Below are 22,635 nucleotides of genomic sequence, written 5' to 3'. Positions count from 1 at the left end.
AACGCACACGAGGAACGGTTCATGGCTGAAATTTCTGTTGGTCGCATCAGGCAGGTAACGGGCGCCGTCGTCGACGTGCAGTTCGACGGAGATCTCCCTGCAATTCTGAACGCGCTTGAGACCGACAACCAGGGTAACCGCCTGGTTCTCGAAGTCGCCCAGCACCTCGGCGAAAACACCGTGCGCACCATTGCTATGGACGCGACGGAAGGACTTGTTCGCGGTCAGCCCGTGAAGGATACGGGGCGCCCGATCGCAGTGCCCGTCGGCGACGCGACCCTAGGGCGCATTATGAATGTGATCGGTGAACCCGTGGACGAAGCCGGCGAAATTAAAGGCGACGAATTGCGCCCGATTCACGCGCAGGCGCCCTCCTACGTTGAACAGTCAACGGAATCGGAAATCTTGGTCACCGGCATCAAGGTCGTTGACCTGCTGGCGCCGTACTCCAAGGGCGGCAAGATCGGCCTGTTCGGCGGCGCCGGCGTTGGCAAGACCGTTCTCATCATGGAACTGATCAACAACGTCGCTAAGGCACACGGCGGTTACTCCGTGTTCGCCGGCGTTGGCGAGCGCACCCGTGAAGGTAACGACCTCTACCACGAAATGATCGAATCCAAGGTGAACGTCGATCCGAAGGAAAACAACGGCTCTGCCGCTGGGTCCAAGTGCGCTCTCGTTTACGGCCAGATGAATGAGCCGCCAGGTGCCCGCGCTCGCGTCGCTCTGTCTGGTCTGACGGTTGCCGAACACTTCCGCGACCAGGGACAGGACGTTCTCTTCTTCGTCGACAACATTTTCCGCTTCACGCAGGCCGGTTCGGAAGTGTCCGCTCTGCTCGGCCGTATTCCTTCAGCCGTGGGCTATCAGCCGACGCTGGCAACCGACATGGGCACTCTTCAGGAACGCATCACGACGACGCAGAAGGGCTCAATTACGTCGGTTCAGGCCATTTACGTCCCTGCGGACGACTTGACCGACCCTGCGCCGGCAACCTCGTTTGCCCACCTTGACGCGACGACGGTTCTTTCCCGTGCCATCGCTGAAAAGGGCATCTATCCGGCCGTGGACCCGCTGGACTCCACGTCGCGTATGCTTGATCCGCGCATTATCGGTGAGGAGCACTACGAGGTGGCGCGTCGCGTGCAGGAAATTCTGCAGCGCTACAAGTCCCTCCAGGACATCATTGCTATTCTCGGCATGGACGAGCTCTCCGAAGAGGACAAACTCACGGTGGCGCGTGCCCGTAAGATCGAGCGGTTCCTGTCGCAGCCATTCTTCGTCGCCGAAGTCTTCACCGGTTCGCCGGGCGTCCTCGTTGACTTGGCTGATACGATCAAGGCTTTCAAGGGTCTCTGCAACGGCGACTATGACCATCTGCCTGAACAGGCTTTCTACATGGTGGGAACGATCGAAGAAGCCATCGCCAAGGCTGAAAAACTCGCCGAAGCAGCTTAGAATATCGAATCGCAGGTCGCACAGGGCGACCAGGGCATTGCCCTTTTTTGCTGGAGGAAGCATCCGGAATGTCGATCGATACGAGTGAAGAAGGCAATGACGATTCGGGCTTTGGCTCCTGCTGCGAAGAACTTCAGGAAGTAATGAGCGGCGAAGATTTCGACCCGCTCATTACGCTGGCTGAAGATGGCATTCTCTATATGTCGGTTGGTTTGATCGACGGAGACAGCGACGACCCCGGTATGGTCGACCATCCGGTGTTCTTCTGCCCCTTCTGCGGTACGCAGCTGCAAACGGCCGAGGAAGTACAGGCTAAGAGCGACGAATTGGGTGACGAAGAGTAGGACTACACCCAGTCCTGTAACGCGATAACCGCCGAAACGTAGAGGGCGGATTAGGAAGCAGATCAATGGCAGCAACGTTCAAGTTTGAGCTGGTAAGCCCCGAGCGTGTCCTCATGTCGAGCGATGCCGAGCAGGTGGTCGTGCCGGGCGTTGAAGGACAATTTACGGTGCTGCCAGATCATGCCCCAGTCATTTCGACTCTGGCGCCGGGCGTGATCCAGGTCACAACGCCCGACGCCAAGAAGGGCATCTTCGTGCAATCAGGCTTCGCCGATGTTACCGGCGACAGCCTGACCATCCTTGCCGAGCGTGCGTTCATCGTCGACGAAGTCGATCCGCGCCAGATTCAGGAAGAACTCGACGCTGCACAGAAGGCGTTGGAAAGCGCTGATGATGACGAAGCCCGTAATCACATTGGGCGTGCCATCGAAGAGCTAAAAGCTCTGCACGCCGAGGCGTGAGCCGGCAAATACCTGATTAGTTCGCAATGATCGGGCCGAACTCGGAAAGAACGGCCCGGTAAACGTCGCGTTTGAATGGGACGATCAGATCAAGCAGCTCACTCGAGTTCGCCCAACGCCACGCGTCGAACTCGATCGCGCGCGGATCCTCGGGCGTTATATTGATTTGCGTGTCTAAGCCTGAAAATTGCATCAGAAACCACTTCTGTTTCTGGCCGCGATAGCCGCCCCCCCAGGCTCTCCCAATCCGATCCTCTGGCAGATCGTAGAAATGCCACTCCGTGGTTTCAGCGAGAATATTGATATTTGAGCCGGTGATGCCGGTCTCTTCCTGCAGTTCTCGAAGGGCGGCCTCAACAGGAGCTTCCCCGGCTTCAATGCCACCCTGTGGCATCTGCCACCAATAGCCGCTGCCCTCAGGCGTGTTCGCCTTTTTTGTGGTAGCGCGACGGCCGATCCACACTAGCTTTTGGGGATTGATGACCATGAGACCGACACATGGCCGGTAGGCGAGATTTTCGTGGGTGCCCATGGGCGGTGTGTGCCCTCTCTATCTGGATAACGACCGGTCGGACGTCTCGATTGTGACTATTTCTAAAATTCCAACGACCCCAAAAAAGTTCATGGGCGCCTGATCTATCAGACGCCCATGAACATGACCCCAAGGCGAGATCAAAGATGCATCACTTGCTACTGTCCGTCTGAGTCTCGGCTTTTTTCTGCTCAGCCTGTTCGGCCTTCGGCGGTGGTGCGGTCACTTTGCCACGCAGATAGTTGAGCGCGAACTGGAGCTGTGTGTCTTTCTCCGGTTCTTGCGGAACGTAGGCCGATGAACCTGAGATTTCTTCCTCTGTATCGCCGTTGCGTAGATGCCCTCTAAGGCTCGCTTCGCCACGCGGTTTGACCCCGAGTTTGCCTTTCAGGTCCTCCGGCAGCTCTTGTTCGATGATGATATCCGGATCGATACCCTTCGCCTGGATCGAGCGGTTACGTGGCGTGTAGTACCGCGCCGTCGTCAACCGGATCGCCCCATTGGCACCAAGCGGAATAATCGTCTGAACGGAGCCCTTGCCGAATGACCGTGTTCCGATAATGGTCGCGCGCTCGTGGTCCTGAAGAGCACCTGCCACGATCTCCGAAGCGGAAGCGGACCCGCCGTTGATCAGCACGATAATTTTCATGCCATCAGCCACGTCGCCGGGGCGGGCCTGGCTTCGCTGGGTTTCCTCGTTATTGCGGCCTTTCGTAATAACGATGGCGCCACGCTCAAGGAAGTCATCGGAAACGGCAATCGCCTGATCCAGAAGACCACCGGGATTGTTGCGAAGATCGATGATGTAGCCCTTGAGCTTCGAGCCGATTTTGCTCTTCATCTCTTCGATCGATTTGACCAGATTGACGTGCGTCTGTTCGTTGAAGGTGGTGACCTTCACATAGGCGATATCGCCTTCGATGCGCGGCTTCACAGCGTTGATGCGGATGACGTCGCGCACGATCTTGATCTCGATCGGCTCATCGACGCCTTTGCGGACCACTGTGAGCTTGATTGGCGTGTTCACTGGACCACGCATCTTTTCCACCGCTTCTTCAAGCGATAGCCCGACGATCTGCTCATCATCGAGATGCGTAATCAGGTCATTGGCCTGTACACCGGCTTTGGCGGCTGGTGTGTCGTCGATAGGGGCGACCACCTTGACGACCTGATTTTCCATCGTCACCTCGATCCCGAGGCCGCCAAACTCTCCGCGTGTCTGCACCTGCATATCACGGAAGTTCTTGCGCGAAAGATAGGCCGAGTGCGGGTCGAGCGCGCTCAGCATGCCGTTGATGGCAGATTCAATGAGCTTCGTGTCGTCGGGCTTTTCGACGTAGTCCGAACGAACTCGCTCCAAGACATCGCCAAACAGATCAAGCTGCTTGTAAAGCTCGGTATTTGGAGAAGTTGCGGAGTAAGTTCGAGATACGTTCAAGACGGTTGTTGCGCCGGCCAGCACCGTCATCAAAAGAAATGTCCAGAACGCGAAATCCGTCTTGCGCATCATCCTTGCACCTTTTCAGGATCCTTGACCCACCATGGGTCCGGATCAATCGGCCGTCCGTCCTTGCGAAATTCGACATATAGAACGGGTTTGGCGTCTTCCGAGCCGCGCTGTACCGAAGGCGGGGCGTCACCCATCGTTCCCACCGGCTCTGCCGCCAGGACAAATTGTCCTGGCTCTACATCAATCCGTGATAGACCAGCAAGTAACACATGATATCCGCCGCCGGCGTTGATTATCAAGAGTTGGCCATAGCTTCTGAACTCGCCAGCGTAAACAATCCAGCCATCACAAGGAGATGTGATCTGCGACGAAAAACGCGTCTGAAACACTAATCCCTTGGATGTTCCACCATATTCGGTCTGCTGGCCAAAAGAGAGAACATGCTTACCAGAAGTTGGGCGCGGGAGGCGGCCCTTGGCAAGGTGGAAGGGGATAGCCGGTTCGATCCGGCCAGCATCCACGCTGCCAAATCCGGCCGCCGATGGGGCCAAAACAGCGACTTTAACCCCGTCATTACTGGATGATGCGCTACTTTCGGGCTGATCTGGCGTGAGGGTCGTTACGCCTGAATTGCCCGTTTCAGCCAAGCGCTCGGCGGCTTCCGCCTTGGCGTTATGCGCAGTTATGCGGGAATTCGATTGGACGGCAGCTTGGTCCGCCCGTGCGATCAACGCTCTCAGATTATCGACATTCTTCGAAATTTCGTCTGTCGCTTGGCGGACCTTAGTTAGTTCGGCTTGTCGCTCCGTCAGGGACGACTTCTTTTCGACCATTAGCCCCGAAAGCCGCGTTCGCGCATCGTTAAGACGCGTCGTTTCGAGCTTAAGGTGTTCGCCTTCACTTCGCGTCTCAGCCATGACGCGCACGAGTTCGTCAAGCTTGTTCGTGAGCTCGAGGGCTTGGCTGCGAAGCCCCGGGAACGCAGATGCAAGCAGCATCGCGCTGCGCACCATGGCCAGCGCATCCTCGCGCTTGGTGATCATAACCGGCGGAGGGTTCCGCCCCATCCTCTGCAGGACAGCCAATAGTTTTGCAATCTTGTCCCGGCGTTGATTGAGCGAACCGCGAACCACACGTTCCTGTTCACCGAGCTCGTCCAAACGCGCCTCAATCTCGGTCATCCGAGCTTCGCTCTTCTTGATCAGATCGGCGGTTTCGAGGAGCCGGGCATTAATGCGTTCGCGCTCTTTGGCAATCGCAGCGACATCAGTCTCGAGGGCCTGCTGCCGCCCGAGCTTGTTTTGTAGCTCTTTGGTTTGAGCATCAAGTTTGGATTTCGCATCGTCACGCGACTGCGCTGCTGCGGGCAACACCGCAGGAATACAGCCAGCCAGAATGCAGAGCACAGGCACGGCAGCAAACTTGACGCGTAATCTTTGGCGCGGGACGCGCAAGCTGGGAGCCCTCTGTATATATCCGAACGGTCCCCAAAAGACCGTCGACGAAATCGGCCTGCTTCCTTAGGCACCGACAATGCGGCGATTGTGGCGCGAGGCGATTGCCAAACTCTTGCTGCGGAGTCAGTTTGTGCCCGACAGCTACAACATTGCGCGGCGCCCAGCTGGCAGGCCGCAGGAGAAAGAAGCGCACATTGGGTTGCCGAAACGCCAAAGGTGCTTAAGAACCGGGCGCGTAGAAAGCTGGCCCCGCCGCCCCTATCTTGTCCAATCAAGCGCGAACATCAACCACCGCGCCTGACTTACTGACCAGGAAATTCATTTATGCAACCGGTCCTCTATCACCTGATTACCGTGGCAACCTTTGCTGTTCTGGCTGTGTTGATCGCGGGCCTGTATACGCTTTTGCGTCAAAAGAGCCCGCGTCTGAGCCAGAATTTGATGCGTTGGCGCGTGATTTTGCAATTTATTGCACTGATGCTGGTTGCGGGATTTTTGTTCCTGGGACGTTGATCTCCGTGTATGCCGCTTGACCGCCGCGCTGACGCCAATACGTTAGCTTTCAAATTTTACGAGAGGGGTGGAAAGCGCGGTGCGTAGGCAATGGTAAAACTCAATAAGATCTATACGCGTACCGGGGACGCCGGAACGACGGGGCTTGGTACGGGTGACAGGGTCGCCAAAGACGATCCCCGCATCGCCGCTTACGGGACCGTCGACGAGACGAACGCGATTATCGGCCTTGTCAGGCAGCATTTAGAACCTGGATCTGACATCGACTCGATGCTGGTACGTATCCAGAATGACATGTTCGATCTCGGAGCGGACCTCTGCGTACCTGATCGCGGAAAGGATCTTAAATTCGAACCGCTACGCATCGTACCGGCTCAGGTCGAGCGTCTGGAACGCGAAATTGACCAGCTCAATGGTGAGCTAAGCCCGCTCAAATCCTTCATTTTGCCTGGCGGTTCGCCGGCATCGGCCTACTTGCACGTTGCGCGAACGGTCTGCAGGCGCGCCGAGCGTCTGATGGTGACCCTGGCGGCCTCTCCGGACGAACCCGTGAGTGACGCAGCTCTAAAGTATATCAATAGACTGTCGGACTTTCTTTTCGTGGCTGGTCGCTACGTGAACGATAAGGGGCGCGACGACATTTTGTGGGTTCCAGGTCTGAACCGCTGATTAGGCTCTGGAAGCCTTCGTAATTCCTGGGAAGGAGCAAGCCACGTGTTCGTGCCTATTTCCGATGATAACCCATTGAAGGCAATTCATTTTCAGGTCGTCACGGTTGGTTTGATCGCCATAAACGTCATTGTGTTCGCTTTATCGTCGGTGAACATTGATGCTTATGCCGTCGCGGAATTCGCGGTGGTGCCGAACGAGCTGTTCCTGGCCGGTACGTCCGCGCCGGCTCCAGATGGCGTCCGCGCGAGCAACCTGCCCGAAGCGCTAACCCTTATCACCTACATGTTCTTCCATGCCGATATATGGCATCTCATGGGGAACATGTTGTTTCTGTGGGTCTTCGGCGACAACGTCGAAGACGCGGTCGGTCATGTGAAGTTTTTGTTTTTCTATCTCGCTTGCGGCGTCGCCGCTGCGTTGGTCCACGCGGCCATGGTCTCAGGAACGGATGGCGCCGGCGTGCCGCTGATTGGCGCGAGTGGCGCGGTAGCCGGCGTGATCGCAGCCTATTTGATGCTCCATCCGCGCGTTCGCGTTTGGGTTCTGGCTTTCAAGGTTATTCCGCTGCAGATCTCGGCTGAGTTCGTGCTTGGCGCCTGGATCGTGACCCAAATCGTCATGGTGCTGATGCCCGCCGTCGGCCCGGTGGCGTGGTGGGCCCACATCGGGGGGCTCGTGAGCGGGGCGGTCCTCATCCTTTTTTTGCGACGCCGAGGGGTTCCGCTGTTTGATCGTCAGCTTGACGTTGCGCGGCAGTAATGTGCCAAGAGGACGACAGTCCGTGGGACACCATTTTAAGAGGGGTAGACCTTTGCGAATCGTGTCGATTGACTAGTTTCAGGGCAGCCTTTAGGTTGGCTTTCGCATGTGCGAAACGTGCCACTTTGTCAAGGACGCATGGGGGGCAGTGTCGTCGATAATATCGGCGTGAGTCATATGCATTGAGACCCACTGGTTACGGCTTACTCAAAGGCCGCCCTGTGAGTGGGCAAGAAGATTTGCAAAGGATAGCAATAAATTGGGGAGCAGTTCGGGCGCATGAAGATACTTGTGCCGGTCAAGCGCGTGGTCGATTACAACGTGCGGATCCGTGTTAAGTCGGATGGTTCCGGGGTGGAACTTGCCAACGTCAAGATGTCGATGAATCCTTTCGACGAAATCGCGGTTGAAGAGGCCGTGCGTCTCAAGGAACGCGGCTCGGCCAACGAGGTCATCGCTGTGTCCATCGGCCCTTCCAAGTCCCAGGATGTGCTGCGCACGGCACTCGCCATCGGCGCCGACCGCGCGATTCTCATCGAAACCGACCAAGCTGTGGAGCCATTGGCTGTCGCCAAACTCCTGAAATCAGTCGTGGACGCCGAAAGCCCGGATCTGGTGATCATGGGCAAGCAGGCCATCGATGATGACTCCAATCAGACTGGACAGATGCTCGCAGCGCTCTTGGATTGGGGACAGGCCACGTTTGCCTCCAAGGTCGAGCTGTCGGACGGCGCAGTCACCGTCACCCGCGAAGTTGATGGGGGGCTGGAAACCCTGCGTCTCAAGACGCCGGCAGTCATCACCACGGACTTGCGTCTCAATGAGCCCCGCTATCCTTCGCTGCCGAACATCATGAAGGCGAAGAAGAAACCGCTCGATACAAAAAAGCCGGAAGATTTCGGCGTAGATATCTCACCTCGCTTGGAAGTGCTGAAGACCGCTGAACCGGCGACACGCGCAGCTGGCGTCAAGGTTTCGAGCGTCTCTGAACTGGTTGAAAAACTTAAGAACGAAGCGGGGGTGCTGTAATGGCGGTTCTGGTTCTTGCCGATCATGACAATGCATCTCTGAATGCTGCGACCGCCAAGACGGTTACGGCTGCGAAGGCGCTGGGCAGTGATGTTCACGTGCTGGTCGCCGGCGAGGGGTGCGCAGCGGTTGCCGACCAGGCAGCGAAATTGGATGGCGTCAGCAAGGTGGTGGTTGCCGAAGCTCCGCATCTGAAGGCGCAACTCGCCGAGGAAATGGCGGCGCTCATCGTCCCCCTCATGTCGGGCTACGATGCGCTCCTGTCTTCCGCCTCGGCCGTAGGCAAAAATGTGTTGCCACGCGTGGCCGCTCGCCTTGACGTTATGCAGATTTCTGAAATTTCTGCGGTCCTTGCGCCGGATACGTTTGAGCGTCCGATTTACGCTGGCAATGCGATCCAGACCGTGAAGTCGTCTGACCCCAAGAAGGTCATCACCGTTCGCACATCGACGTTTGCCGCAGCCGGAGATGGTGGTTCGGCGGCCGTCGAAAAGATCGACGCGCCGGCTGCCGTAGGGCTTTCAACATTCGAGAGCGCGGAGCTAACGAAATCAGATCGTCCCGAGCTGGCCTCAGCACGCATCGTTATCTCCGGCGGGCGCGGCATGCAATCGGGCGACAATTTCAGCAAGCTGATTGAGCCGGTTGCTGATCAACTGGGGGCTGCTGTTGGTGCCAGCCGCGCTGCTGTCGACGCTGGTTTCGTGCCCAACGACATGCAGGTTGGTCAAACCGGCAAGGTCGTTGCGCCGGATCTTTACATTGCCGTCGGTATTTCGGGAGCAATTCAGCATCTGGCGGGTATGAAAGACTCGAAGATTATCGTCGCCATTAACAAAGACGAAGAGGCCCCGATCTTCCAGGTCGCAGATTACGGTCTCGTCGCAGATCTGTTCACAGCATTACCCGAGCTCGAATCCGAGCTCAAAAAAGTAGCTGGATGAGCGGGTTTGGCCACGGACTGTCTTGAGCCGAGGAACTAGTAAGCATGGACGCCGCTGTGACATCGAGAATGAAACCACAGGCCGTGACAACTGGAGAAAAACCCAAAGACTCTTTGATTAACAGAGTCGGGATCATCGGCGCCGGACAGATGGGCAATGGCATTGCCCACGTCTCGGCGCTGGCCGGTTACGGCGTTCTTATCAACGACATTAAACGCGACGCTTTTGATAACGCCCATGCGATTATTGGGCACAATCTGGATCGCCAAATCAGCAAAGGGCTGATTACTGAGGAAGATAAAGAGCAGGCGCTGAGCCGTATTGAGTTTGCGGAGAGCCTTTCGGATCTCTACGACTGCGAACTTGTCATCGAGGCGGCAACTGAGGATGAGAGCGTAAAGCGTAAGATTTTCGCCGCGCTTTGCCCCGCCATAAATCCCACGGCCATCATCGCCAGCAATACGTCCTCAATTTCGATAACGCGTCTTGCCGCAATCACGGACCGGCCTGAACGATTTATCGGCATGCACTTTATGAACCCGGTTCCGTTGATGGAGCTGGTCGAACTGATCCGGGGTATCGCAACCGAGGATGACACGTTCGATACGTCTCGCAAGTTCGTTCATTCACTTGGCAAGACGATCGCTGTTTCTGAAGATTTCCCGGCCTTCATTGTCAACCGTATCCTCCTGCCGATGATCAACGAGGCCATCTACACGCTCTACGAAGGTGTCGGTACTGTTGACTCGATCGATACGGCGATGCGGCTCGGCGCTAATCATCCGATGGGTCCATTGGAACTGGCTGACTTCATCGGTCTTGATACCTGCCTGTCGGTTATGCAGGTGCTCTATGAAGGTCTTGCGGACTCGAAATATCGCCCCTGTCCGCTGCTCGTGAAATACGTCGAAGCTGGTTGGGTGGGCCGCAAGGCCAAGCGAGGCTTCTACGACTACCGCGGTGAAACACCGGTTCCGACGCGATAGAGCGTCGCTGAATTTCGCAAATATCTATATCCTGCATTGGGCTTTCAACGCCTGAAGCACGCGCTTCAGGCGTACGTGTCTCGTGCAAAATAATCCAGGCGCAAAAACATACACTGGATATTGAGGGAGAAGACGACAATGGCTGACGCGGGCAAGGTTGCGGTTGTAACGGGCGCTGGTACGGGTATCGGGCGCGCCGTCGCCCTCACGCTTCATAACGCGGGCTATCGTGTTGCAGTCGCCGGACGCCGAAAGGATCCTCTTGAAGAAACGTTGGCCATGGCGAAGGCAACCGAAGACACGATGCTCATCGCCCCCACGGATGTAGCCGATCCGCTTGATGTTCGGGCTCTCTTCAAGAGTGTGAATCAATCCTTTGGCAGGTTGGACGTACTCTTCAACAACGCAGGCGTTGGCGCGCCCGCCGTGCCAATGGAAGAACTTACGGTCGAGCAATGGCGGAAAGTCGTCGATATCAATTTGTCCGGCGTCTTTTACTGCTGCCAGGAAGCGATCCAGCTGATGAAGTCACAGGATCCGAAGGGCGGCCGCATCATCAACAATGGCTCGATTTCAGCGCATACGCCTCGGCCGTTTACCGCACCTTATACGGCAACCAAACACGCCATTAGCGGTCTCACCAAATCGATTGCTCTGGACGGTCGCGAGCACAACATCGCGTGTTCGCAGATCGATATCGGAAATGCTGCGACAGAGATGACGGAAGCGTTTGCCAAAGGCGTACTTCAAGCTGATGGCCAAAAGCGCCCTGAAGCCCGAATGGACGTCCAGCATGTTGCCGACGCCGTCCTGTTCATGGCGAATCTGCCGCTCGACGCCAACGTCCTCTCTATGACGATTAAGGCAACGACGATGCCTTACGAAGGCCGCGGCTAAGCACCACCCGAAGCACACACAACGAGCGCGCTCGTTTCCGGAGCTATGCGTTGTCCAATGCGTGGCAATGGGGGCAGCGCAGCTTTTGGCCGGTGGGCGGTTCCGGATGCATGATCGTCATCGGCGGATGGATCGCATGGAAGATGTCGCATTCAACCGTGAAAGCATCTTTGGGGACGTTGAATATGCGAAACTTGAACGCGCCGTCGGTCCCGATGCAATCGTAGAGACCCTGCCGTAAATTCGTATCGGATCGGCCAACGCGGTCGATATAGAATTTTCCGTCCTGGCCCTTATTGCCGATGACAAACACACCACAGGACGACTCCGCCACGAACCTGTCGATGGTTTCATGATCAAGCTGATAGGGACCCACTAACCCTTCCGTAGGCATTGGCTTCGGGCCTTCTGTCGTTAGGCAAAGTCACGTTGAGGAATAGCTTCACCTATACTTGCTTGCCCGAGGCTTGCGGCCAAGAAGGCGCGTTTCCGCAGCGGCCGACAGCACCGGAAAGGCAGCAAAGTCTGCCGGTGCTGTCGGCGATGCGAATCAGTTGACGCGAACCACCTCGACGAGATTGTCGGAGAATGTCGGGGCGTTTCCGAGCCCACAGTGCTCATCGGAGGAGATTGAGTTCACGGATCCGTCGGACCGGTTCAGCGAGCGCCAATAACCCAACGTCGCGACGACGACGCCTGAGCGCACGTCATCGGTCACGCGAGCATATCCTTCGAAATCGCCGCGCTTGTTGAACACGCGAACAGGATCGCCTTCGCGGATCTGCCGTGCGGCGGCATCCGAAGGGCTGATCATGACGAACTGCTCACCCTGCCCTTTGATCTTGTGTTCTTCGTTCGCGTAGCAGGAATTGAGGAACCCGTGGCTCTTCGGTGAGATGATGTTGAGGGGATAAAGCTTCGCGAGATCGGGCGCTGTGTCCACACTCTCGCGTGGTGGGACAAAACCTGGCAAAGGATCGACATCCTCCCCGCTTTGCCTGCCCTCGTACATGTGCCGGAACGGCGGCGCGACGAAGTTTTTTGCGCCCTCGACGAGAAATTGAACCTTGCCAGACTCCGTGGGGAAATTGCCTTCGGCATGTGGCAAGCGATAGTCCGGTGTTCCGACCGCGAGATGGAAGTAGCCATGCTCGCGGAAGTAATCCATGCCCTTGCCGGCCATCGCTGGTGATGACCAATCGATGAAATGTTCGATCTGCTCGGCATCCGACATCAGCAGACGATCATCGCCATCGAACCCCATGGTCCTGGCTAAACGACGGAACAACTCCGAATTGGAAATGGCTTCGCCGCGCGGTTCGATCGCTTTCTGATTGAGGGTGAAATAGAAGTGCCCCCACGAAAACATCATGTCATCGTGTTCGCCCGCCATGGTCGCAGGGAGAATGATGTCGGCATACTTTGCGGTGTCGGTGACGAAATGTTCGGAGACCACCGTGAACAGATCTTCCCGTTGAAGACCTTGCACGATCTTGTTCGTCTCAGGAGCTTGGCTCACAGGATTGGTGTTGTAGCAGAAGAAGCTCATGATCGGCGTGTCGAGATCCATCTCGCCGGTCAGTGCGCGCCCCAGCCGTAGATTGTTAATGACCTGGGTGTCGGGCTTGATCCAGTCCGGGCGGCATACGCGATCCCAATGAATTGGGAACTCCCAAAGCGGCATCTGTAACAGGCCGCCTCCGAGATGCCGCCATGAACCGGCCAGCGCCGGAATAGCACATACGGCGCGGATGGTTTGGCCCCCGCCGTGATGACGTTCCAGAGCGACGCCCATGCGAATGACAGAAGGCTGCGCCGTTGCGAATTCCCGCGCGAATGTTGAGATGTCGGCTGCGCTGACACCGGTAATCCGCTCGACATACTCCGGCGTGAAATCACGCGCACGATCCTTCAGCTCGGGAAAGCCGACGGTATACTTGTCCACCCAGTCTTGATCGACGAGGTCTTGTTCAATCATCGCGTTGATGATGCCCATGGCCAATGCGCCGTCTGTGCCTGGCTTGGGACAGATATGCCAATCGGCGGCCTTGGCAGTTCGCGAGCGATAGGCGTCGATCACGACAACCTTCGCACCCTTCTTCTGTGCTTCTAAAACGAAGGGCCAGTGATGCAGATTGGTGGAGATCGAATTGCACGCCCAGATGACGATGTACTTGGCGTGCACAAAGCTTTCTGGATCTACGCCGCCCGTGGGCCCGACGGTGAGCAGCCAAGCCGTGGATGATCCCGAGGCGCAAAACGTCTTCTCGCAAACGCTGCTACCTAGCCGATTGAAGAACGCATCGCCTGATGTAAGTCCCTGGACGAGCCCTTCGTTGCCGAGATAGCTGTACGGCAGGATTGCCTGAGATCCGTACTTGGCAATGATATCGTCCCAGCGAGATTTAATTTCACTGAGCGCTTCGTCCCATGAGATCTGCTCATAAGCGCCACTGCCCTTTGGTCCTGTACGGCGCAAGGGATGAAGCACGCGATCGGGATTGTAGTGGTGGTCGTGATAGTCCTTAAGCTTGACGCAGAGGCCGCCGCGCGTCATCGGGTGGCTCTTGTTGCCGCGGACATCGACGAGACGGTCATTCACGACCTCGTAGATCATCGCGCAGGTATCGGGACAATCGTGGGGGCAACCGCCGAAAAAGACCTTCCCCTTGGGCAGTTCATTCATCGTACGACCTCCGTGAGGATCATGAATTTTAATTCACGGTGGACAGTACACGAGCGACATTTCCGCGCAAGAGACGAAGAAATTATCGGGTCAGGAATCGAAAGGGAACGGAAACGGCCAGTTCCCGATTCACGACGCCCTTTGGAAACGGCGGGAACGGCGCAGCTTTATCGAGGGCTGCAAGGGCCGCTTTGTCGAGCTGCTCGGAGCCAGAGCTTTTTGTAATTTCGCGCGACAGCAATTGCCCTGTCGGAGAGACTGTAAAGCGTACGATCACCGTGCCGCGCCGATTTGTACGCGGATTGACCTTGTGCGCACTGATGTGTCTTTGAAGCTTACCGAGGTAAGCAGTGCGAGCGCTCGCATCCCCACCTTCTTGTGCCTGCGCGGCGGCCTTTAGCTCCTTGACCGATATCTCTTCGACACTTGCCGCGGCCGCGATTTGTTGAGGCTTGATTTCTTTAATGGGCTCTGGCCGCACCTCTTCGGTCACGACCGATTCCTCAACCTGTTCGGCCTTCGCGGTGATGACGTCGGTCAGCTCAGGAACGTCTTTGACTTCGGGCTGATCTGGTGGCGGTTCTTCCTGTGGCGGCTCTTCCGGCTTCAGTTCTTCGATGGTCTCGGGAACCGCTTGCGATGCAACCGCAGTTTGCCCCTCGATCGCTTCGACGTTCTGAGCGTCCATTCCGGTTTGGGCAACCCCTTCCAAGGCAAGCCCCTGCTCGATCTTTAAAAGATCGGCGCCGACACCTTCTTCAAAAGCAGATTGATCTCCGCCGGCCCAGGTAAGGAACGGCAATGCTAGGGCGGCATGCAGCGCCAACGAAATTGCCCACGTTGCAAGTCTCAATCCGCCCATACATCAATCTCAATTCTGCGTAGCGGCATCGTTCCCGGGTGCACTCGCCGGTGCATCCAGCACGCGGCTACCGGTCGATGGCGATGGCTGAGACAGCAATGAAACGCGTTGGTAGCCGCTTTCTCCGACGCGGCCGAGCAACTGCATCACATCCCCATAGGCGCGCGATTTGTCCGCCCGAACGTAAACGACAGTGTCGCCTTCCTGCGCGCGGAGCTGTTCGAGCTGGCTCACAAGTCGTTCCGGTGCGACGGGATCCTCTCGGATATAGAGCGCTCCCTCCGCGTCCAGGGTGACGATCATTGGAGTTTTGGGCTGGCTCAAGCGAGCCGCCGAGGTGTTTGGCAGCTCAACCGGAACACCGGCAACCATCAGTGGCGCAGCAACCATGAAGATGATCAGCAACACGAGCATAACGTCGACCATCGGCGTTATGTTGATCTCGGCGAGGGGCCGATAGGCAGCCTCATCATCGTCGTTAGAAATCGGGTTGATTGAAGCTCCCATTAGGCAGCCTCCTCCCGCGCTCCGGGTCTCTGTCCACGCCGTGCCATTTTCTTGGCGAGAACCGCGATCGAAATGCTTAGTTTTTCCGACGCGCCTCCAAGCCCCACCGCGAACTGGTTATAGGCCATGACGGCGGGAATAGCGGCAGCGAGACCGAGCGCCGTTGCAAATAGCGCCTCCGCAATGCCAGGCGCCACCACAGCAAGGCTGGTGTCCTTTTGCTGGGCGATAGCGGTGAAGCTGTTCATGATGCCCCATACCGTGCCGAACAGACCGATGAAGGGTGCAGCCGAGCCGATCGTAGCGAGGAACGGCAAACCGCCTTCGATGCGCTTCAATTCACTTCTCATCGCGGTTCGCATCGCGCGCTCAAGGCGTGCGCGACGGTCGTTCTGGCTCTCATCCGGCGCAGCACCCTCAGTTGCTTCCGCATAAGCGGCAGCATGGATCGCCCGTGCGATCCGGCTACGCTCATGTCCGGTGAAGCCTTCGCCCTTCGCAGCGGCTTCGAGCTCCCGGCGTGCGCGGCGCACAGACGACATGCGGATGATTTTCTCGAAAATGATTGCCCAGCAAGCGATGGAGGCCAGGACGAGACCGGCCATGACCGACTGAACGACGATATCCGCGTTCAGGACCAAACCGATTATTGAGAGATCGTGAGCAGCCGCGGAAGTTTCACCCACCTGCTTTATCCTCTTTGACGCGTTACTTGGAGAGTTTGGCTTTAGCGAGCGAGGACACCGACATGCGCGATAGGCAGTTGTCGACGCTTTCCGTCGTGTTGCGGCATTCCACGACGTCGTTGACGAGGAAGCTGCCAATGTCGTTGCATGCAACTTTGCTGAGTTCGAACAGCTTTACGATCCGCTTTTCTTTGCGCAGTGGCGCAAGGTCGACAAAGAACCTCTGGTCGACAATTCCGTCCGTGCGGAACAACACGAGATCGAGTTTCAAGGTCTTGAACTCGGTATCCGATTTGTTGTTGACCACAACGTAGATACGGCAGCCGGTGTCAATCGTTTCGAGCTTGTTGAGCTCAACTTCAATTTGACCGTTTTCCGTAGAGGGCGCGGCCTTCGCAGGCTCTTGTTGGTCCTGTGCCATCGTTGAAAGTGGTGCGAAGGCCGTCAGGCACGCGGCCAGTGCGCTCAAGAACGCAAGACGCCAAGATCCCGAATCCGCGACGTTGCGCAGGAATGAACGAACGTCACATTGAAACTGCTTGTGGCTCACTCTGATCCTCCCTTCGTGGGCTCGCTTGGGCGCGGGCGCCGGTGAACATAGATTTTTTCAAGTAATTCGAACCGACTGACCGGAACGAGCGCAACTAATCGATAGCCCGAGTGTTCTGTAGAGCGCAACATAGATGCCGCCTATTTCAGAGCACATCAATAACCGTAAACATCCTTTGCGGGTGCCGTGTCCCATCCTCATGCCTATGAAGTTGGGCATAGTTGGAGCAATTAACCGAGCGCTGAATTGCGTCAGCGAACAACCGCTTGTCGGCTTAAGAGCCCGATTCTGCAAACCAATTGATCCCGACGGAGGGGACGAGAAGCTACGAGCTCAACGAAGCTTAACATCTCCAGAGCAGTCGTAACGCACATCGAATATATGAAGCAATTCAACTTGATCGCCGCTGTGCGGGTTGGGAAATATTCCCAACCATATATGGGAAATATTCCCTAATGATCGCTGCTGCTGATGCAATCCGAGACATGGACCCTCGGCAAGATGCGCGTTGATAAGGGCAATCCGACTCGCGCGGCTCCATGCCAAAACCAAAAAAGGCCGCTTAAGAGCGGCCCTTTACGGGAAGCGGCATTGACACCCTGGCCACGAAGCCCGGCAGCATACGCACCTCAACGTTGGCACCCGATACGCAATACCTAACTCATGGTGCTGAGGCAGTTTACGCCAATAATCGTTGCGGTTTTGCGAAAAAGGCCAAAAAAATTGCCTGAAAAGCCCGTTTGTTAAGTGAATCACTTGGAATCCGGTTTGTCCGTTGGGCTTTCGACGTCTCTTTCTCCGGGCCACAAAAGCCAACTCATGACCGGTGCAATGACAGGATAAGGAAACACCCCGATCACTGCCGCGAGCGCCCGGTTGAGTAGCCCTGGCACGATAAGCCGATGCCCCATGCTGTAACCGCGATAGATACTGGCTGCTACGGCGTCAGCCGACATCGACATGGGCAGCCGCCGGTAGAGCGCGTTCTCAGCTCCCATGTCGGCATGAAAATCCGTATCGACCGGGCCGGGGGCTACAGCCGTGATGCGGACACCGGTCCCGGCTTCCTCTTGCGCCAGCGATTGGCTGAGCGAAATGACGAACGCTTTGCTGGCGTAGTACATCGCCTGATAAGGACCCGGAACGAACCCTGCAAAAGACGCGACGTTGATAATGCCACCCCGCCCGCGAGGTGACATGCTACCCACCGCATGATGCGTCAGGCGCGTTAGGGTTGAAATGTTCAATGCAATGAGGCGTTCGATATCCGCCGTCTCTTGCTCTGCGAACCGGCCCGACAAGCCCATGCCAGCGCAGTTGACGAGAATGTCGAGGTATAGGTCTGCCGCTAAGAGCGCTTTATCGATCTGAGCGCCTGAATCCTCAACGGTGATATCGAGTGGTATCGCAAGGGGCCGTTGGCCGGTTGCTGCTGCGATTTCGTCGACAGCCAACGACAGAGCTTCAGCGCCCCGTGCCACAATGGCCACGGGCTTGCCGGTTTTCGCAAACCGCTTTGCCAGAGCGAGGCCTATACCTTTCGACCCGCCGGTAATGACGACGGCTGGGGTGAGGCCGCGCACCGCCGCGACAGCCTCAAGGGAAACACGCGCACGATGCGCCAGTCTGACATCAACAATCCCAGGTAATCTCATTCAAATTGCCTAGCTGTTGTGGCTAACGGACGTCAGGTCCGCACCCGCGTCTGGTGTTATCGAGGAGTGCTTCACGAACCTGACAAGCGGCATCGGGTATAGGTGTCGTTGTTGAGATAGACAGGGGTTGGACATCCGCTCGTGAGCACGTGCTCGCTGATCATGGACTCAGGACCTGAAATTTTAAGAGCTGAACACATGCAATTACTTCTGCAACCATTTGCTCCTCGATATCTCGCGCTCACTTTAACGCTCTTCTTGTCCGTCCTGTTCGCCATTCTTGCGTATTTCGCAGCGGATTGGCGTGCAATTTTGATTGTACCTCTGGCGGGCTTTGCGGCTCTTTCGCTCATCGGACTGCGTGATATCACCCAGACGCGCCACGCGATTTTGCGAAACTATCCTCTTCTCGCGCACCTGCGCTTCATTTTCGAAGAGATACGGCCGGAGATGCGCCAGTACTTCTTCGAGGGTGAGAAAGACGGCCGACCCTTCAGCCGCGATCAGCGCGCCATCGTCTACCAGCGCGCCAAGAGCGCGCTCGACAAGCGCCCCTTCGGAACCCAGTACAACGTGTACGAGGACAGTTACGAATGGCTGACGCATTCGATGGTGCCCAAGGACGTTAGCGCGGAATCGTTGCGCGTGCTCGTTGGCGGCCCTGATTGCGCTCAACCTTACTCGGCGTCTGTGCTGAACATCTCGGGCATGAGCTTTGGCGCTCTCAGCCCCAATGCCATCCGCGCTCTGAACCGAGGTGCGGAACTCGGAAATTTCGCGCACACCACCGGCGAGGGCTCCGTCAGCAGATACCATTGTGAGAATAAGGGCGATCTCGTTTGGCAGATCGGCTCAGGGTACTTCGGATGCCGGGACGAACACGGTAATTTTTGCCCCGAGCGTTTCGCCGATACAGCCGCTCTTGATCAGATCAAAATGATTGAAGTGAAGCTAAGCCAAGGCGCGAAGCCAGGCCACGGCGGCGTTCTCCCGGCAGCGAAAGTCAGCGAAGAGATTTCCGAAGCTCGCGGAATCCCGATGGGGTTTGATTGCATTTCGCCAGCGTACCACAGTGCCTTTTCAACGCCGATCGAACTGATGCTTTTCCTAGCTGAGCTTCGCCGCCTCTCAGGTGGAAAGCCCGTCGGGATAAAACTATGCTTGGGTCATCCCTGGGAGTTTCTGGCGCTCGTAAAAGCAATGTTGGAAACCGGTGCGCCGCCCGACTTCATTGTTATCGACGGAAAGGAAGGGGGTACCGGGGCCGCACCATTGGAGTTCGTCGATCACATCGGCATGCCGCTGCGCGATGGATTGTCTTTTGCGCATAACGCGCTTGTCGGTGTCGGATTCCGCCAGCGTGTGAAACTGGGGGCCAGCGGTAAAATCATCAGTGGCTTCGATATGGCGCGGGCGATGTCGCTTGGTGCCGACTGGTGCAATTCCGCGCGCGGATTCATGTTTGCCGTCGGCTGTATCCAGGCTCAGGCGTGCCATACCGATAAGTGTCCGGTCGGAGTGACGAGCCAGGATCCTGCACGTTGGCGCGCGGTTGTCGTTCCGGACAAAGCGGAACGCGTACGCAGATTCCAGGACGCAACTGTGAAGGCTTTGGCAGAGCTGGTTGGTGCAGCCGGGTTGACGCACTCGCAGCAGCTCTCTGCCCATCATTTCTATCGGCGCGTCTCACAGCGGGAATACATCACCTTTTCCCAGCTGTACCCGACCTTAAAGAACGGCGAGCTATTGGACGGAACAGACGATCCAAGATTCCGCGAGGCCTGGAACATGTCGCGACCCGATCGGTTTGACCAGCATCCCGCGGGATAGTTGGCAAGCTATTCAGCGTAAGTATGGAACTGATCAGCGAGCCACGTCATCTGCGCGCTCAGACGCGGAATGGTCTTCTTCGCAAGCGTGGCTCTGGCCTTGAGGGCAAGGTCCTGAGGGATTCGTCCCAACTCACGGCGCCGCGCAATCAGGGTGATCGTCCTCTGGAACTTGGGGCCGGGCAGTGACGCGGCCTGCACTGAAGCCGCAAGGCCCGACTCAGCCAGACATAAAGGCGTCGTGATCGCAAACCCTGCGTCCGCGCCGACACGCGCGGAAACGCCATACGGAGCGTCGAATTCGATATGGCGCGCCGGATGAATTCCGAGGCGCCGCAGATGCCGTTCTATTTCAATGCCGGTTTTCGAGCGTCCGCTGTAGCGAATGAGCGGACGCGTTTGCGCGAGTTCAACGAGGCCAGCGAGAGTGTTCGGGATAGGATCCCCTCGTGGCATCAGGAGAATGTAGGGCTCGGTAAACAAAGGCCAGCGCTCAAGACCATCGACCTCTTCCATATCATCGACGCCGCAGAAAATATCGAGGTGGCGTGTCAGAAGGGCGATGCTGTGATTGGCTGTGAGCCCTGAAAGGATTGAGACATCATCGGCCCGGCTGCTCAGCGTATCCGCAATAACGCCAGTGAGTTCCCGCGATATCGAATCGACCAGCCCGATCCTCAGCCGCGGCAATCGCTTTTTCACCGCTTCGTTTAACAGCGGGGCGATCTCGCGGGCATCAGTCAGGAGCATAACTGCGCGGTCGCGCAGCACGGAACCGGCAGAGGTGAGCGCCAGGGGTCGGACGCTGCGATCGAATAATTTCAGCCCCATACGCTCTTCAAGATCGCCGACAGCCAAAGAAACCGCAGGCTGTGTGAGCGATAGCGCGCGCGCTGCCGCCGCCATCGTGCCTGTTTCACAGACAGCCAGGAAAATTTCGAGTGAACGCAAGTCAAACGGTAGCGTGCCAAGTCTTGGAGCCATGCGCATACTATAAGTAACGCTTATATCGCGCGCAAATGCTTGCGGGGATATGAAGTTCAAGAAAGCTCCACACAACCGCGCAGTCATAAAGAGACGTCCGATGACGACGAACGATCGCTATTCGATTTTTTCGATCCTACGACAGGCCTGGCGCGGAAACACCGGTTGGAAGCCCGTTTGGCGCGACGTTGCCCCCAAGCCTGCATACGATGTCGTAATTGTCGGCGGTGGCGGACATGGTCTCGCAACGGCGTACTATCTGGCGAGCCAGTACGGCAGACGCCGCATTGCCGTCGTCGAAAAGGGCTGGATTGGCTCTGGGAACGTCGGCCGTAATACGACGATCATCCGCTCGAACTATTTGCTGCCCGGTAACGTCCCCTTCTACGAACTCTCCATGAAGCTCTGGGAAGGGCTCGAGCAGGATATCAACTACAACGCGATGGTGAGCCAGCGCGGTGTGCTCAACCTTTATCATTCTGATGCACAACGCGATGCGTATGCGCGGCGGGGCAACGCTATGCGGCTGCATGGTGTGGACGCCGAACTGCTGGACGCCGCTAAAGTACGTCGGCTCGTGCCCTTCTTGGATTTTGAGAACGCGCGTTTCCCGATACGCGGAGGGCTTCTGCAGCGCCGAGGTGGAACTGTCCGCCACGACGCCGTGGCATGGGGCTATGCACGTGCCGCCGATCGATTAGGTGTCGACATCATTCAGAACTGCGAAGTCATCGGTATTCGCGTGGACGGCGGCCGGGCGATGGGGCTCGACACCAGCCGCGGCTATATCGGCGCGCGCCAAATCGGTGTTTCCGTTGCGGGAAGCTCTTCGCGTGTCGCAGCGATGGCAGGTTTACGTCTGCCAATCGAAAGTCATGTGCTGCAGGCATTTGTTAGCGAGGCGGTCAAGCCGTTCGTAGGTGGCGTCGTAACGTTCGGCGCTGGGCACTTCTATATCAGCCAATCTGACAAGGGTGGCCTCGTCTTCGGGGGCGATATCGATGGCTACAATAGCTACGCCCAACGCGGAAATCTCCCTGTCATGGAGGACGTCTGTGAAGGAGGCATGGCATTGATGCCGCGGCTCGGTCGCGTACGCATGCTCCGGCAATGGGGCGGTCTGGTGGACATGTCGATGGATGGCAGTCCGATCATCGACCGTACGCCTGTTGAGGGGCTCTATCTCAATGCCGGCTGGTGCTATGGCGGGTTCAAAGCAACCCCTGCTGCCGGTTTATGTTTTGCCCACCTCCTGTCGTGTGACGAACCCCATGACGTTGCGCGCGGCTATCGGCTCGATCGCTTTGCCACTGGTCATGCCATCGATGAGAAGGGCATGGGCCCCTATCCAAATCTTCACTAGGCGAAATTCAC

The 22,635-nt window shown here is 57.1% G+C and carries 23 protein-coding genes; 12 read left to right on the top strand and 11 right to left on the bottom strand.

Translation table 11 applies throughout. The features are described 5' to 3' along the window. The first annotated feature begins 21 nt into the window (after positions 1–21). The 3 genes from atpD to K5845_RS03255 all read left to right on the top strand — a co-directional run bounded on the left by atpD (position 22) and on the right by K5845_RS03255 (position 2,263). A complete protein-coding gene (atpD, locus tag K5845_RS03265; RefSeq protein WP_046477243.1) occupies positions 22–1,458 on the top strand; it encodes a F0F1 ATP synthase subunit beta in 1,437 nt (478 codons plus the stop codon). 68 nt (positions 1,459–1,526) lie between these two features. After that, a complete protein-coding gene (locus K5845_RS03260; RefSeq protein ID WP_244465014.1) occupies positions 1,527–1,802 on the top strand; it encodes a hypothetical protein in 276 nt (91 codons plus the stop codon). 65 nt (positions 1,803–1,867) lie between these two features. Next, positions 1,868–2,263, top strand: a complete 396-nt coding sequence (locus K5845_RS03255; protein WP_046477244.1) for a F0F1 ATP synthase subunit epsilon — start codon at positions 1,868–1,870, stop codon at positions 2,261–2,263. Positions 2,264–2,279: 16 nt separating this feature from the next. On the opposite strand, the gene K5845_RS03250 is transcribed toward K5845_RS03255, so the two are convergent. The 3 genes from K5845_RS03250 to K5845_RS03240 form a co-directional block, all read right to left on the bottom strand. Continuing rightward, positions 2,280–2,795: an RNA pyrophosphohydrolase gene (locus tag K5845_RS03250; protein ID WP_046477245.1), complete on the bottom strand. Its 516-nt coding sequence runs from the start codon at positions 2,793–2,795 to the stop codon at positions 2,280–2,282. Between the two features lie 151 nt (positions 2,796–2,946). Then, positions 2,947–4,302 carry a S41 family peptidase gene (locus K5845_RS03245; protein WP_082101235.1) on the bottom strand — a complete coding sequence of 452 codons (1,356 nt, stop codon included), beginning with the start codon at positions 4,300–4,302 and terminating at the stop codon, positions 2,947–2,949. Continuing rightward, complete coding sequence (locus K5845_RS03240) at positions 4,302–5,699, bottom strand: murein hydrolase activator EnvC family protein (protein WP_090227009.1); 1,398 nt, start codon at positions 5,697–5,699, stop codon at positions 4,302–4,304. Before K5845_RS03240 ends, K5845_RS03245 begins: the two co-directional genes overlap by 1 nt. Positions 5,700–6,026: 327 nt before the next feature. Between K5845_RS03240 and K5845_RS03235 the strand changes: the two genes are divergently transcribed. The 7 genes from K5845_RS03235 (at position 6,027) to K5845_RS03205 (ending at position 11,502) form a co-directional block, all read left to right on the top strand. Next, complete coding sequence (locus tag K5845_RS03235; RefSeq protein WP_046477251.1) at positions 6,027–6,215, top strand: twin transmembrane helix small protein; 189 nt, start codon at positions 6,027–6,029, stop codon at positions 6,213–6,215. 90 nt (positions 6,216–6,305) lie between these two features. Next, entirely contained in the window at positions 6,306–6,884 is a 579-nt protein-coding gene (locus K5845_RS03230; RefSeq protein ID WP_046477253.1) for a cob(I)yrinic acid a,c-diamide adenosyltransferase, read from the top strand. A gap of 45 nt (positions 6,885–6,929) precedes the next feature. Next, on the top strand, positions 6,930–7,646 hold the full coding sequence (locus K5845_RS03225; protein ID WP_046477255.1) for a rhomboid family intramembrane serine protease: 717 nt from the start codon (positions 6,930–6,932) through the stop codon (positions 7,644–7,646). Between the two features lie 279 nt (positions 7,647–7,925). Further along, positions 7,926–8,675, top strand: a complete 750-nt coding sequence (locus K5845_RS03220; protein WP_046477257.1) for an electron transfer flavoprotein subunit beta/FixA family protein — start codon at positions 7,926–7,928, stop codon at positions 8,673–8,675. After that, positions 8,675–9,619 (top strand): electron transfer flavoprotein subunit alpha/FixB family protein, encoded by a 945-nt coding sequence (locus tag K5845_RS03215; protein ID WP_090226999.1) that lies wholly within the window; start codon positions 8,675–8,677, stop codon positions 9,617–9,619. The genes K5845_RS03220 and K5845_RS03215 overlap by 1 nt, the downstream gene beginning before the upstream one ends. A 68-nt stretch (positions 9,620–9,687) precedes the next feature. Further along, the gene (locus K5845_RS03210; protein ID WP_046480000.1) at positions 9,688–10,605 is read left to right on the top strand and encodes a 3-hydroxybutyryl-CoA dehydrogenase; all 918 of its coding nucleotides are present in this window, start codon (positions 9,688–9,690) and stop codon (positions 10,603–10,605) included. A 138-nt stretch (positions 10,606–10,743) separates the two neighbouring features. Beyond that, a complete protein-coding gene (locus K5845_RS03205) occupies positions 10,744–11,502 on the top strand; it encodes an SDR family oxidoreductase (RefSeq protein WP_046477263.1) in 759 nt (252 codons plus the stop codon). 43 nt (positions 11,503–11,545) lie between these two features. On the opposite strand, the gene K5845_RS03200 is transcribed toward K5845_RS03205, so the two are convergent. The 7 genes from K5845_RS03200 to K5845_RS03170 all read right to left on the bottom strand — a co-directional run bounded on the left by K5845_RS03200 (position 11,546) and on the right by K5845_RS03170 (position 18,448). Further along, positions 11,546–11,896, bottom strand: coding sequence for a hypothetical protein (locus K5845_RS03200; protein WP_287958380.1), 351 nt, complete (start codon positions 11,894–11,896; stop codon positions 11,546–11,548). 156 nt (positions 11,897–12,052) lie between these two features. Further along, the gene (locus K5845_RS03195) at positions 12,053–14,188 is read right to left on the bottom strand and encodes a molybdopterin-containing oxidoreductase family protein (protein WP_287958379.1); all 2,136 of its coding nucleotides are present in this window, start codon (positions 14,186–14,188) and stop codon (positions 12,053–12,055) included. A gap of 82 nt (positions 14,189–14,270) precedes the next feature. Then, entirely contained in the window at positions 14,271–15,050 is a 780-nt protein-coding gene (locus K5845_RS03190; protein ID WP_090226994.1) for a TonB family protein, read from the bottom strand. Positions 15,051–15,059: 9 nt separating this feature from the next. Next, entirely contained in the window at positions 15,060–15,557 is a 498-nt protein-coding gene (locus tag K5845_RS03185; protein ID WP_046477272.1) for an ExbD/TolR family protein, read from the bottom strand. Continuing rightward, the gene (locus tag K5845_RS03180; RefSeq protein ID WP_046480001.1) at positions 15,557–16,252 is read right to left on the bottom strand and encodes a MotA/TolQ/ExbB proton channel family protein; all 696 of its coding nucleotides are present in this window, start codon (positions 16,250–16,252) and stop codon (positions 15,557–15,559) included. Before K5845_RS03180 ends, K5845_RS03185 begins: the two co-directional genes overlap by 1 nt. A gap of 13 nt (positions 16,253–16,265) precedes the next feature. Further along, positions 16,266–16,793, bottom strand: a complete 528-nt coding sequence (locus K5845_RS03175) for a hypothetical protein (RefSeq protein ID WP_052743720.1) — start codon at positions 16,791–16,793, stop codon at positions 16,266–16,268. Positions 16,794–17,545: 752 nt separating this feature from the next. After that, entirely contained in the window at positions 17,546–18,448 is a 903-nt protein-coding gene (locus tag K5845_RS03170; protein ID WP_052743721.1) for an SDR family NAD(P)-dependent oxidoreductase, read from the bottom strand. Between the two features lie 198 nt (positions 18,449–18,646). On the opposite strand from K5845_RS03170, the gene K5845_RS03165 reads away from it, so the two are divergent. Then, complete coding sequence (locus K5845_RS03165; RefSeq protein ID WP_046477273.1) at positions 18,647–20,278, top strand: FMN-binding glutamate synthase family protein; 1,632 nt, start codon at positions 18,647–18,649, stop codon at positions 20,276–20,278. Positions 20,279–20,286: 8 nt separating this feature from the next. Here K5845_RS03165 and K5845_RS03160 read toward each other — a convergent pair whose 3' ends face one another. Beyond that, positions 20,287–21,321, bottom strand: coding sequence for a LysR family transcriptional regulator (locus tag K5845_RS03160; protein WP_287958378.1), 1,035 nt, complete (start codon positions 21,319–21,321; stop codon positions 20,287–20,289). A 40-nt stretch (positions 21,322–21,361) separates the two neighbouring features. Here K5845_RS03160 and K5845_RS03155 point away from each other — a divergent pair, with 40 nt between their 5' ends. Then, positions 21,362–22,624, top strand: coding sequence for a sarcosine oxidase subunit beta family protein (locus K5845_RS03155; protein ID WP_046480004.1), 1,263 nt, complete (start codon positions 21,362–21,364; stop codon positions 22,622–22,624). Positions 22,625–22,635: the final 11 nt, after the last annotated feature.

Origin of the sequence: Filomicrobium sp. (genome assembly GCF_025698805.1) — a bacterium.
GTDB classification, from domain to species: Bacteria; Pseudomonadota; Alphaproteobacteria; order Rhizobiales; family Hyphomicrobiaceae; genus Filomicrobium; species Filomicrobium insigne.
This window is presented reverse-complemented; position numbering and strand designations above follow the sequence as displayed.

Coding starts and splice junctions, on each gene's coding strand:
- atpD (WP_046477243.1), top strand. CDS start 22: ATGGCTGAAATTTCTGTTGGTCGCATCAGGCAGGTAACGGGCGCCGTC.
- K5845_RS03260 (WP_244465014.1), top strand. CDS start 1,527: ATGTCGATCGATACGAGTGAAGAAGGCAATGACGATTCGGGCTTTGGC.
- K5845_RS03255 (WP_046477244.1), top strand. CDS start 1,868: ATGGCAGCAACGTTCAAGTTTGAGCTGGTAAGCCCCGAGCGTGTCCTC.
- K5845_RS03250 (WP_046477245.1), bottom strand. CDS start 2,795: ATGGGCACCCACGAAAATCTCGCCTACCGGCCATGTGTCGGTCTCATG.
- K5845_RS03245 (WP_082101235.1), bottom strand. CDS start 4,302: ATGCGCAAGACGGATTTCGCGTTCTGGACATTTCTTTTGATGACGGTG.
- K5845_RS03235 (WP_046477251.1), top strand. CDS start 6,027: ATGCAACCGGTCCTCTATCACCTGATTACCGTGGCAACCTTTGCTGTT.
- K5845_RS03230 (WP_046477253.1), top strand. CDS start 6,306: ATGGTAAAACTCAATAAGATCTATACGCGTACCGGGGACGCCGGAACG.
- K5845_RS03220 (WP_046477257.1), top strand. CDS start 7,926: ATGAAGATACTTGTGCCGGTCAAGCGCGTGGTCGATTACAACGTGCGG.
- K5845_RS03215 (WP_090226999.1), top strand. CDS start 8,675: ATGGCGGTTCTGGTTCTTGCCGATCATGACAATGCATCTCTGAATGCT.
- K5845_RS03210 (WP_046480000.1), top strand. CDS start 9,688: ATGAAACCACAGGCCGTGACAACTGGAGAAAAACCCAAAGACTCTTTG.
- K5845_RS03205 (WP_046477263.1), top strand. CDS start 10,744: ATGGCTGACGCGGGCAAGGTTGCGGTTGTAACGGGCGCTGGTACGGGT.
- K5845_RS03200 (WP_287958380.1), bottom strand. CDS start 11,896: ATGCCTACGGAAGGGTTAGTGGGTCCCTATCAGCTTGATCATGAAACC.
- K5845_RS03195 (WP_287958379.1), bottom strand. CDS start 14,188: ATGAATGAACTGCCCAAGGGGAAGGTCTTTTTCGGCGGTTGCCCCCAC.
- K5845_RS03190 (WP_090226994.1), bottom strand. CDS start 15,050: ATGGGCGGATTGAGACTTGCAACGTGGGCAATTTCGTTGGCGCTGCAT.
- K5845_RS03185 (WP_046477272.1), bottom strand. CDS start 15,557: ATGGGAGCTTCAATCAACCCGATTTCTAACGACGATGATGAGGCTGCC.
- K5845_RS03170 (WP_052743721.1), bottom strand. CDS start 18,448: ATGAGATTACCTGGGATTGTTGATGTCAGACTGGCGCATCGTGCGCGT.
- K5845_RS03165 (WP_046477273.1), top strand. CDS start 18,647: ATGCAATTACTTCTGCAACCATTTGCTCCTCGATATCTCGCGCTCACT.
- K5845_RS03155 (WP_046480004.1), top strand. CDS start 21,362: ATGACGACGAACGATCGCTATTCGATTTTTTCGATCCTACGACAGGCC.